At 42.0% G+C, this 11,947-nt stretch carries 10 protein-coding genes; 5 read left to right on the top strand and 5 right to left on the bottom strand.

Annotated features, from left to right (window positions below):
• Positions 1 to 9: 9 nt before the first annotated feature.
• Entirely contained in the window at positions 10 to 1,152 is a 1,143-nt protein-coding gene (locus tag ACSR9O_RS12100; protein WP_491724455.1) for a sensor histidine kinase, read from the bottom strand.
• 615 nt (positions 1,153 to 1,767) lie between these two features.
• Here ACSR9O_RS12100 and ACSR9O_RS12095 point away from each other — a divergent pair.
• Positions 1,768 to 2,403, top strand: a complete 636-nt coding sequence (locus ACSR9O_RS12095) for a YigZ family protein (protein WP_402943445.1) — start codon at positions 1,768 to 1,770, stop codon at positions 2,401 to 2,403.
• A 178-nt stretch (positions 2,404 to 2,581) separates the two neighbouring features.
• Entirely contained in the window at positions 2,582 to 3,604 is a 1,023-nt protein-coding gene (locus ACSR9O_RS12090) for an LCP family protein (protein WP_101223773.1), read from the top strand.
• A gap of 164 nt (positions 3,605 to 3,768) precedes the next feature.
• Here the strand turns inward: ACSR9O_RS12090 and ACSR9O_RS12085 are convergent, their stop codons facing one another.
• The 3 genes from ACSR9O_RS12085 to ACSR9O_RS12075 form a co-directional block, all read right to left on the bottom strand.
• On the bottom strand, positions 3,769 to 4,878 hold the full coding sequence (locus ACSR9O_RS12085) for a glycosyltransferase family 4 protein (RefSeq protein WP_260358867.1): 1,110 nt from the start codon (positions 4,876 to 4,878) through the stop codon (positions 3,769 to 3,771).
• Positions 4,879 to 4,966: 88 nt separating this feature from the next.
• Positions 4,967 to 6,070 carry a glycosyltransferase family 4 protein gene (locus ACSR9O_RS12080; RefSeq protein ID WP_260358762.1) on the bottom strand — a complete coding sequence of 368 codons (1,104 nt, stop codon included), beginning with the start codon at positions 6,068 to 6,070 and terminating at the stop codon, positions 4,967 to 4,969.
• 18 nt (positions 6,071 to 6,088) lie between these two features.
• Positions 6,089 to 6,832 (bottom strand): WecB/TagA/CpsF family glycosyltransferase, encoded by a 744-nt coding sequence (locus ACSR9O_RS12075; RefSeq protein ID WP_101223775.1) that lies wholly within the window; start codon positions 6,830 to 6,832, stop codon positions 6,089 to 6,091.
• Positions 6,833 to 6,943: 111 nt separating this feature from the next.
• On the opposite strand from ACSR9O_RS12075, the gene ACSR9O_RS12070 reads away from it, so the two are divergent.
• The 3 genes from ACSR9O_RS12070 to ACSR9O_RS12060 are packed head-to-tail and all read left to right on the top strand — an operon-like array spanning position 6,944 to position 11,096.
• Positions 6,944 to 8,374 carry an O-antigen ligase family protein gene (locus tag ACSR9O_RS12070; RefSeq protein WP_101223776.1) on the top strand — a complete coding sequence of 477 codons (1,431 nt, stop codon included), beginning with the start codon at positions 6,944 to 6,946 and terminating at the stop codon, positions 8,372 to 8,374.
• Between the two features lie 4 nt (positions 8,375 to 8,378).
• Positions 8,379 to 9,905, top strand: a complete 1,527-nt coding sequence (murJ, locus tag ACSR9O_RS12065) for a murein biosynthesis integral membrane protein MurJ (protein ID WP_101223777.1) — start codon at positions 8,379 to 8,381, stop codon at positions 9,903 to 9,905.
• Between the two features lie 24 nt (positions 9,906 to 9,929).
• The gene (locus ACSR9O_RS12060) at positions 9,930 to 11,096 is read left to right on the top strand and encodes a glycosyltransferase family 4 protein (protein WP_101223778.1); all 1,167 of its coding nucleotides are present in this window, start codon (positions 9,930 to 9,932) and stop codon (positions 11,094 to 11,096) included.
• Positions 11,097 to 11,133: 37 nt separating this feature from the next.
• Here ACSR9O_RS12060 and tagH read toward each other — a convergent pair whose 3' ends face one another.
• Positions 11,134 to 11,931 carry a teichoic acids export ABC transporter ATP-binding subunit TagH gene (tagH, locus tag ACSR9O_RS12055; RefSeq protein WP_101223779.1) on the bottom strand — a complete coding sequence of 266 codons (798 nt, stop codon included), beginning with the start codon at positions 11,929 to 11,931 and terminating at the stop codon, positions 11,134 to 11,136.
• Between the last annotated feature and the right edge of the window lie 16 nt (positions 11,932 to 11,947).

Below are 11,947 nucleotides of genomic sequence, written 5' to 3'. Positions count from 1 at the left end.
CTCTATCGTTTATATATGGTAGGGAATTTGTATAAATACTAAAGTGCCTGCCCCTGGTTGTGAATCTATCGTCATTTCACCTTCCAGCAGCTCGACTCTTTCTCTCATTCCTACCAAGCCAAATGAACCTTCTTTTTGAATCGAAGAGTCAAACCCCTTTCCATCATCCTTGACGACAACGGTCACCATCTCCTTGGAAATGGACAGTTTAACTTGAATCTGTTTTGGGTCCGCATGCTTCAATGAATTTTGTACTGCCTCTTGAACCAGCCTGAATAAAGCGACCTCCATATCGGAAGGAAGCCTTTTGACCTGCCCAAGATTGACGAAATTAAGATTCACGCCATTATTATAGTCTTCGGTCGTTTGCAGGTACTTTCTGAGGGTAGGAACTAGTCCTAAATCATCAAGCGCCATAGGACGAAGGTCATAGATGATTCTGCGCACTTCATATAAAGCATTCCTTACCATGACCTTTAAACTGCGGATTTCAACTAACGCTTCATCAGGGCCTCTCTCCCGTTGCACTCGTTCTATCAGATCTGAGCGCATCATGACGTTTGCCAGCATTTGCGCCGGCCCATCATGAATTTCACGTGAGAGCTTTTTACGTTCCTGCTCCTGGGCTTCGATTATTTTCAGGCCGAAGTCCTGTTTGCGTTTCGCTTCTTGAAGTGCTTCCCCGACAAATTTAAGATCCTGTGTCAAATAGTTCTGTACTACCGATATTTGCGAGACGAGATGCACCGCTTTATCGATTGTCTGCTGTAAACCCCTTAACCTTAACTCAAGCTCATCCCGGCGATTACGGAGCTCTTTCTCCAATTGCCGGTTAATTTGTAAATCGACTTGCAGCTTATGTGCCCTTTCATAAGCATCGCGCACCTGTTCTTCAGAAAAATGGTTGAAGTGCATACTGACTTCTGAAAGCCTTTTTCGAGCAAACCTGGCTTTTGAATCCATTGCATCGCTGTCGGTTATCACAATGGCAACCCTGATTTTCACATCATCAAGCTCTTTTGATAATGACTCGAAATCCTTTCGGCATTGTTCGCCGATATCAAAGACTTCGTCCTTACTTTCACTAACAGTGCTCACCATTGTTTCTAAGATCTTGTCCAATGCTTTAGCATCAACCTTTTTTATGGACATTAAGATCCCTCCACTTACCAAAAGACTTAAACAATTTATTGTCTTAAAGACTATGTATATGGAAAAAAGTTCTTTTCCTTTTTCATGAATGGTTAAATTTCAGGAAACTTTTGTATGAAGTAACCTTCATGAACATATTGTACCAAAAAAAGTTTAAAAATACGTTAATTTCCTTTTATGATTTCCATAAAATGTACATATTTACTATACATCTCATATTCCCGGCCATTAAGTCTGCCTTTTAAAGGCAGAAAGCCATTTCTATTATCCTAATACAAATTATCCTTTTCAATCAAATGGGATATTCCGCTCCATTGATTATCATATGAAACAGATGCATTTATTAAATGGCAAAATCCTTGAAAAGAGAGGACACGTTAAGGTAAAGCCAGGATAATGGCACAGAACCCATGTTTTTCCTACAATGTTATTCTTTTAAGCATATATGACCAGCTAATAACAATAACAGGCAATGAAATTAATTATAACACGTACAGCTTTATCTTATATTAAAGTTTCTTTACACATGCGGCATGTAAATGAATCGTCATTGCCACTTTTTCCGCAAAGCCTTATAATAAATCAACTAATAGGAAGTACGAAGGTGGAATAGTAATGCTCACTCAATATTTAACGGTGGCAGGTCGCGGCGAACATGAAATCGTCATTGAAAAATCGCGTTTTATTTCCCACATCGCCCGGGTTGAAACCGAAGATGCCGCACAGGCATTTATCCAGGAAATCAAGAAAAAGCACAAAGATGCTACACATAATTGTTCAGCCTATATGATCGGGGAACAAAATCAAATCCAAAAAGCCCTCGACGATGGGGAACCGAGCGGAACGGCAGGCGTCCCTATCCTAGAAGTGCTTAAGAAAAAGGATCTGAAAGACACCGCAGTTGTGGTCACACGGTATTTTGGCGGCATCAAACTTGGTGCTGGCGGTCTCATTCGCGCTTACAGCAAAGCGACTTCAGAAGGAATAAATTCCACTGGTGTGGTCATTAGAAAACTAATGCGTGTCATTTCGACAACCGTCGACTATACCTGGCTTGGAAAATTGGAAAACGAATTGCGATCTTCCATTTATCAAATAAAGGAAATTCAGTACCTTGATCAGGTCAATATCCTTGTATATGTCGAGGAAACACAAAAAGAGACATATACCGCTTGGATTACAGAGCTGACAAATGGCCAAGGCCACATCACTGAGGAAGAAATGCTTTATTTGGAAGAGGAATTCTCCTGATATACTCCTGCATATTTTTCCTTTTTTATGCTGTAATATAATTGAAAAGAAATATTTATTTTACGAAATTATTAAATCATTGTAAAATTAGGTGTAATAAATGACGAAATATAAACTGCAGGATTCGAAAAATAGCGATATATGTCTGATGTTCGTTATTTAAAAGGAGAAGAAAAAGATGTCTACTACTAGGCGTGTTTATAAAATTAAAAAAACAAAGAAAAAAAGGCGAAAGAGGCTTTGGTTATTGCTTGTTCCCCTGCTGGTACTTGGTCTGGGTGCTTCTACTTATGCTGCAACGCTGTATATGAAAGCCCAGAATGTATTCAATGATTCCTATGACCCTGTGGAAGCATCAGCAAAGCGAAGTGCAGCAATCGACCCGCTCGAAGATAATTTCTCCATTCTTTTCATCGGAATCGATGATAGTAAGGAACGTGATTTTAAAGGCAACTCACGCTCGGATGCTTTAATTCTGGCCACTTTCAATAAAGATCAGAAATCTATAAAACTACTAAGCATTCCCCGTGATTCCTATGTGTACGTACCAGCCAAAGGCGTAACCACAAAAATCAACGCTGCTCATGCTGCCGGCGGACCGAAAGCGACGATGGACACCGTTGAGGAGTTACTCGATATCCCTGTCGATTATTATGTTCGCATGAACTTTAATGCTTTCATCGATGTCGTGAATTCATTGGACGGTATCGAAGTCGACGTACCTTATGAATTGAATGAAATGGATTCAAATGACAAGAAGAATGCCATCCACCTTGAAGAAGGAATACAGACCGTTAATGGTGAAGAAGCATTAGCGTTTGCACGGACACGTAAAAAGGACAGTGATATCCAACGTGGTGAGCGTCAGCAGGAAGTCCTGAAAGCCATCATCGCCAAAGCAACCTCGGCTGGATCACTAACGAAATATACGGACGTAATGGAAGCTGTCGGTGACAATATGACAACGAACCTTCAATTCTCACAAATGAGAGGTTTCATAAAATATGTAACTACCGATAAAGGCCTTAATCTTGAAACCATCAAACTTGAAGGTCAGGATTCTACCATTAGCGGAACCTATTATTATCAGCTGAACGAAACATCATTAGCAAACACTAAGCTGTTGCTTCAATCCCACTTGAACCTGGGACCAGCTGAAGCCACTCAAACTGAAGCAGTTCAATCACAAATACAAGAATAAAGTGAAACCCCCACTCTTTATGAGTGGGGGTTTCCTTTTTTGCTATCTTTGCGCCCCCTCCAGTTAGGAGCAAAAAAGCCACCAGCCGTATCATTAAACGGTTGGTGGCTTTTCATATATACACTAGCGAATTTAGCTAATCTAGTAATCTATTTCCAAAATGATCATGGTTTGTTTTTAAAGTTGAGCATCTTGAGCAACGGCTGATAGTTTGAATTGACCAAACCAATTTTCTCCACAAAAATTTCTATGATCAGCAGGAGTCCCGTTACAAGTATCAAAGCTCCCCACACTGTTGCAAATTGAAAGATTATTGCCGCTAAGCCAAAGCAAGCAGCTAAAGCGTAAATGAGCAATACAGTCTGCTTATGAGTGAATCCCAAGTTTATCAAACAGTGATGTAAATGGGATTTATCAGCAGCCGAGATTGGCTGTTTATTGACGACCCTGCGGATAATCGCGAAAAATGTATCCGAAATGGGCACACCCAAAATGATGATCGGTACGATCAATGAAATCATCGTAACGTTTTTAAACCCTTGCAGGGACAGAACGGCAATGATGTAACCTAAGAATAATGCGCCTGTATCTCCCATGAAAATCTTTGCCGGATGAAAGTTATATTTCAAAAAGCCAAGAGTGCTTCCAATCACGATCAATGCGACCATAGCAACAAATAGGTCCCCTTTAATAAGGGCCATAGTTGCAATTGTCACTAATGCGATCGTTGAGACACCGCCTGCAAGACCATCCAGTCCATCTATTAGGTTAATTGCATTAATGATGCTGACAATCCACAAAATGGTTATCGGTATACTTAAAACACCAAATTCAAGTGTATCTATAAAGAACGGCAAATTGATGAATTCCACTTCAAGACCGCCCCATAATACGATAATGAGGGCAGCCAAAACCTGGCCCAGGAATTTGGGTGCAGCTCTTAATTCAAAAATATCATCTGCCATCCCAATCAAAATGATGACAAGGGCTCCCACCAGAAGGGGCAACTGCTCCCAAAAATCATTCATGAGGGGCAACTGCTCCCAAAAATCATTCATGAGGGGCAACTGCTCCCAAAAATCATTCATGAAAAGCAAGAAAGTAATGAAAAAACTCAAAAATATAGCTAAACCGCCCATGCGCGGCATAACTTTACTATGCACTTTTCGCTCATTCGGTTTATCGGTAGCTCCTAATTTAAAGGCCAGCTTTCCGACAAAAGGAGTCAAAAAAATGGATAATAAAAAGGATACCAACAAGGCCCCTATTAACATCAGGAACGACATCAAAAACCACCTCAATTCAACTAAAAATCTAATACCCGTAACGATCTATAAGAAAACCTATATATAAATGCTTATTTTAATTTTTCATCCTCAAATAAACATTATATACGTTATTGGCTAAAATCTCTATAGAAAAGTTGTTTTTTGCAAATTTTTGTAAATCCGCCCCTATCTTTGTCAGGTTCCCGGATTTTTTTAATTCTAAAGCATTGCAGATGGCCAATTTCAGCTGTTCGACATTGCCGATATCCGTAATCCAGCCCTTGCCCCGATCGGGAATCAATTCCTTTACACCGCCGACATCACTTGTGATTACCGGAAGACCCGATCTTGCTCCTTCAAGTAAAACCAGTGGAAAACTTTCGCTTAAGGAAGTCAATAATGTGATGTCCCCCAACGGGTAGATTCGATCTAAATCTTCACGATACCCTAAAAAGTGCACGTGATCTGATAATCCCTTTTCCGAGACCATCTCTTCCAAAGCGGATCTCCTGCTCCCGTCCCCTGCAAGCAACAGCTTTACATGGGGGAACTCTGATACAACTTCACTTAATGCTTCTAAAGCAAATTCATGACCTTTCACCGGCTCAAGCCTTGCAGGCATGATGACGATGAAATCGTCTTTCCCAAACCCAAAATCTTCTCTTTGAAATGGGAAAGGCAATTCCTTTTCAAAGTCAATTCCGTTTAGGATCTTTGTTATTTTGGACGAATGGATTCCTTGGTCAATCAAGTCCTGCTTAAAGCGGTCGGAAACTGCCAGTATATGATCGGCATATTGAAATGACCTTACATGAAGGCCCGTAAACAATTTTCCTTTTACACCCTGCCCCAAAAAGTCATGATGAGGTGAACTGTGAACAGTAAGAAGCCAAGGGCATTTAACGAGGCGCTTTATAAAGGCACCATATATATTCGCCCGCGGACCATGTGTATGGATGATGTCTATATTATTTTGACGGATAAAGTCCCTTAAAGGTTTCAAAATTGAAAGGTCATATTTGGAATGTTGCCTGAAAAGTTCGGTTTGTATCCCAGAGGACATGGCCCGCCGGTAAAGTTCACCATCTTCAAATAAACCAAGCAAACACTCCTCTTTATTCAATTGGTTCAGTAAGGACATTATATGAAACATACCGCCGCCGGTTTCATTACCGGCGTTTAAATGCAAGATCCTCATCCAGTCCACTCCTTATGTTCAGGAACGCTGCACCGATTTCCTCAATCGCCTAACCTTTAATACGAATCTTGGCAGTGCAAGCATCCGTTTCCACCGTGAAGGTTGCTGGATAAGTCGGTACAACCATTCAAGACGCATCTTTTGCCAGAAAACCGGGGCGCGGTTCACCTTACCCGCAAGTACATCAAAGCTCCCCCCAACTCCCATGAATAACCCTTTATTGAATAACGCATAGTGCCTGGAAACCCATTTTTCCTGCCTAGGAAACCCCAATGCAGTCAAAATGATGTCAGGTTCAAGTTCCGCTATCGACTTAGGCAGGGTATCATCCTTGATATCAATGTAACCATGATTGTATCCGACCAACTCGAGACCCGGGTATAGTTCTTTTACTTTCAGGGCCGCCGCTTCAATCACGTTTTCCTCCGCTCCAAGCATGTATACCTTGAGCGCTCTTTCATCAGCGACCCGAAATAATTCATTCATCAAGTCGAATCCTGTAATCCGCTCTTGTAAAGGTTGATTTAGCCATTTAGAGGCCATAATAATACCAACGCCATCCGGAGTGATGTAATCAGCAGATAAAATTATGTCTTTATAATCCTGATGTTCATTTGCATACTCAACTATTTCCGGATTTGCCGTAACGACAAACGTTTTTTCCTGATTCATCAATCTTGGATATATCATTCCATTCATGAATTCATCCATATTGCTATCAATGAATGGTATGGATAGTATCTCAACAAACTTTTCTGTCATTTCACTTCAGCCTTTCATATGTACTATACATCTAAAGGGTGGGGTATTATTCAAGAAATTTTTTCATACACATCATAGAACGTGATTTTTGATTCAAAGGTGGTTAATCAATTGAAGTTTCTAGAAAAACAATCGTTACCCATTCTATTACTGTGCCTGCTCGTCCCATCTGCAGTGCCTCACCCTATCGCCGGTTACTTGGCAACGGCGTTGATGCTCGTTTTTATCGGTATAAATAAAAAAAACCTGTTATTAATTCTATTCATTTATTTCCCTGCCCGTCCCTTATTTATGGAACTGAATAGCGGCTTAACCTATACAGGTGACCTGATCATCCTCACCTTATTCATTTCTTTGCTTATTGAAAGATTCAAAAAGAACGAATGGCAATTTTCGAAATATCATTTTACTGCGCCATTTTGGTTGTTTTGTTTAATTGGCGCCGCAGCTGCACTCATGAACGGAGTGGGAATCCTCCCCATCATATTTGAACTTCGTGCATTGCTTATCACATTCTTGCTTCTTTACATTATCGGTGAATTAAATCTAGAAAGAAAGGATATCTTTCGCTTTTTGAAGGTAATGCTAATATTTTCAATCTTACTTTGCCTGCATGGCATAGTGGAGAAAATCTTTTCTCGTACAATCCTGCTTCCACACTCATGGGAAATGTGGAATCTTTCGCCGACAAACCGGATGAGGATTTATGGAGCACCTGCCAATCCCAATGTATTCGCCTTATTCTTAAGCATTCAGTTATTCCTTAGTTTCTTTCTATTTCAGTCGATGAAAAAATATAAATGGATCGTCTTTCTTGCTGCCATCCTGTTTTCCGGAACGTTACTGCTTACCTATTCACGGGGCACGATGATTGCATTCGGGTTCGCGGCGCTTGTCTTTATGATATGGACCAGAAATAAACCATTTTTCAAATATGCTGTAGGAGCATTTTGTCTCGGCCTGCTTCTTATTTATTACCCAGCTTTATTTGCATCAAGTAAAGTGGAGGTATCCGCATCGATTCCCATGGAAAATGTGATAATCGGCAGCACCCCCTCTACTGAACACGAACATGCCCTTTCCAATCGTTTTTCAGATATGTTCTCTGATAAGACACTGCACCAGAGTACAGAGTGGGGCCGGTTATATGTCCTGATCAAGGGAATTGAGATTTTCAAAGATCACCCGATAATCGGTACAGGGTTAGCAACCTTCGGAGATTCTGCCACACTATCCTTTTCCTCACCAATTTATCGGGAATATCAAATTGGTGAAAGGATGTATACCGATAATCAATATATCCAGATTCTGGTACAAACTGGTGTGCTGGGCTTTCTTGCGGTTCTTGCATTCATCTTTTTCACCTGCCGTACAATCCTGAAATCGGAAAATGGCACTTTGGCAGCGTTCACCATCTGCCTGATGTTGGCCGCATTATTAGCAGGACTTTTCTACAATATTCTCGAAGATAAAACGTTTACGCTGATATTTTATAGTTGTTTAGGATTCTGTTTACAGAAGGACATCATATTAAAGGATTGAAAATATGCCTACTCTTTCACATGTCATTAAATCGGTCGGGCTCGTCACTATTATTGCTGCCATTGGAAAAGTCCTCGGATTCGGGCGGGAATCGATCATAGCCGCCTATTTCGGGGCATCATCGATGGCAGATGTTTTTTTCGTGGCAAGCCTTATACCAACCATTCTTTTTACGGCTATCGGCAGCGGTCTTCAGGCCGGCGTTATCCCCATTTACTTGGAAAAGAAGGCGGATAACCCGTTGAAAGCTGATGAATTCATCAGTGTTTTAGGTTCTTTCTTTATGCTGGTTGCCGGAATCCTGACCATTGCCTGCATGATTTTCATAAAGCCGCTCGTCATGTTGACGGCCCCGGGTTTCTCTGATTCGGAACTGGTCCTGACGGAGTCACTGACCCGGATCATGCTGCCAAGTTTACTATTTTTCACGCTTTCTTACATGGCGACGGGGGTCCTCAATGCGAATAAGCGTTTTATTCTGCCAGCACTCACTTCAACTGCACAAAACACGGTAATTATCGCAGCCACCGTATTGTTGGCTGCTCCGTTTGGGATTGAAGGGTTGGCTTGGGGGTTTGTGCTCGGTGCAGCAAGCCAGTTCCTTATCCAATACCCATCATTGAAGCAGTACGGAATCCGGCCCATCGTCTCTTTCCTGCCTCATAAACGGCAGATCGCACAAACACTGTACACCTTTTATCCAATCATTATCGCCGCTTTGGCGATCCAGTTGAATAGTGTCGTCGATCGGATTATTGCGACCTCGCTCGAAACCGGAAGCGTATCGGCCTTGAACTATGCCAATCGCCTGCTTTGGCTGCCATTAAGCATTGTCCTCACGCCGCTGATTACCGTATTGTACCCTTCAATCGTCGAGCGCGCGCTTATAGGCTATCAATCTTTCCTTAATTTGACCTTAAAGGGGTTGAAATCGCTGTTATTTTTAGCGATTCCGTTCATGGTCGTCATGTTAATCAGCGGAAACAGCTTAATCACTCTGGCTTTCCAACGCGGGGCTTTCGATGCTTCAGCAACCGAAATGACTTATAGGGCATTCGTCTTTTATTCTGCCTGCCTCCCATTCTTTGCACTGAGGGATTATTTGATGAACGCTTTCTACGCCTTGAAGAAAACGAAAGTGGCGATGTATTCCTGCTTGATTGCCGTATTGCTTAACGTCCTGCTCAGCTGGGTCCTATCACGTTATCTCGGCGTCGGCGGAATCGCTTTAGCATCGGGTATTTCCATGCTCCTGCAATCTCTCTACCTTTTCGCCTACCTATGGCTGAAGACAGCAAGAGCGGACAAGGCCGCTTTCAGGGATGTTTTTCAGGAAAGCAGCAAGCTTACCATCATCGGAACCGTCATTTACGGAATGGCTCTCTGGGTCCACCCGCTTACCCTAAAGTTGCCCATCATCATGGAATTAGTGATCATCTCGCTGCTAGTATTCGGACTATATCTCGCATTATCCATTCTTTTTAAAGTAAGCAGCCTGCAAGCTCTGAAAAGAATCAGATCATCAAATTAATGCATTAGAAGAAGGAGTGCCACTATGGACATTTTAATCACAACGATTTTCAACTACCCTCATGAAGGAGGGCTATCGAGTCATATCACTACGTTAAAAAAGGGGTTAATTTCACGGGGCCATAATGTGGACATTTTATCTTTCTCTCAATTACACCCTTTCAAGAGGAAAATGCTCGCCCAGGCCCCAGGATTTTTATTAAATAAAGTAAAACAGGGTAGCGGCCAGCTTTTCAATGACCGGCAACGCCAAAAATTGTTGGCTTCATCTATTAAAGCCTTGAAAAAGAACTATGATGTCATTAATGCTCAAGACATTTTCGCAACGCTTGCCTCCATCGAATCCGGGATACCGACGGTGCAAACCGTCCATGGGTATTATTCATTCGAGGCAGTCAGCAGGGGCGCCCTTCTTCCGGATAGTGAAGAAGATTTGATCATTCGCGAACTAGAAAGGAAAGCTTATCAGTCCGCTGCAAAAGTAGTGACGGTCGATCAAAGGATCAAAGACTATATCAATCATTTGGCACATATAGAAGCGGATACGATCAAGAACTTCATTGACGTGTCTGCTTTCAAACCCGAAAGCGCAAAGCGGGAGCAAACTCGCCGGGACTTTCAAATACCGCTACATAAAAAGATGCTTTTCGTTCCGAGAAGAATGACTGAAAAGAACGGTGTCATATACCCGCTTCTTTCTCTGCCGGAGGTGCTGGAAAACCATCCTGAAACAGTATTGGTCTATGCAGGGACGGGTGAACAGCGAAGCCGGCTCGAGGAAACCGCAGCCAGGCTCAAAATATCAGATTCCGTACTTTTTCTCGGTTCAGTGCCGTTCGAGAAAATGCATAACCTCTATGAAGCATCGGACATCGTACTCATCCCAAGCGTTCATTCCCACGGGGTGGAAGAAGCGACTTCCATTTCTGCCTTAGAAGCGATGAGTTGCCGCTCACCCGTCATCGCAAGTGCAATCGGAGGTTTAAAGGAGATTCTCATTGATGGAGAAGATGGTCTGTTAGTAGCGGAAAAAAATGAAGACGCACTTGCACAAGCCATCTCCAACCTGCTTAATGATCCTGAATATGCAGCAAATTTAGCTGCGAAAGCAAGATATAAAATGGAAAGCGAATACTCCCACCTTTCAGCTGCCGAGCGGTTTGAGAAAGCTTATGAAAAAGTGCTTAACTAAAAAAAGCAGACCCGTAGCCCGGGTCTGCTTTTCACTTTCATACCAGTGCTGAACTGCGCCTTTTCATTTGTTCTTCACGGTATTTTTTCTGTTCTTGTTTAGACATGGCGTTATATTCTTTTAAGAATGCTTCATATTGCGGCATTACTTCGTTCATGGCACCATATGCCTTTAACTCTCCATATTCAAGCCATAAAGCCTTTTGGCAAAATTTCTTCATCTGACCGATTGAATGGCTGACAAAGAACATCGTTTTTCCTTTTGCCTTAAATTCGTTCATTTTCTCTAAACACTTCTCAGCAAAGTTTTTATCCCCGACTGATAAGGCTTCATCAATAATCAGGATATCTGGATCGATATGCACGGAAATGGAAAAACCAAGCCTGGACTTCATGCCGCTTGAGTAGGATTTCACCGGTTGGTCAATGAACTTACCAAGTTCCGAAAACTCAATGATCTCAGGCTCAAGTTCTTTGATCCGATTTTTATCGAATCCGAGCATCAGCATTTTCAGTTCGATGTTTTCTCTGCCCGTCAACTGATTATTCAGGCCCGATGCAACGGCAATCAAAGCCGTTTTCCCGTTAGTTTGGACATTTCCGTCCGTGGGTGGGATGATGCCTGCGATAATATTGGACAATGTGGACTTACCTGACCCGTTGACCCCGACAAATCCTATTACATCGCCCTTTTCCGCTTCAAAACTTACATTCCTCAGAGCAAAGTACTCTTCCCCATAGCTTTTGGGCAAAAGAAGATCCAATAATTTTTCCGAGTTTTTATTATATAATTTATATTTTTTCGTTATATCTTTGACAATTACCGATTTTTCCAATTTTTCTCACTTCCAG

The organism is Peribacillus sp. B65, from assembly GCF_058513295.1.
This window is presented reverse-complemented; position numbering and strand designations above follow the sequence as displayed.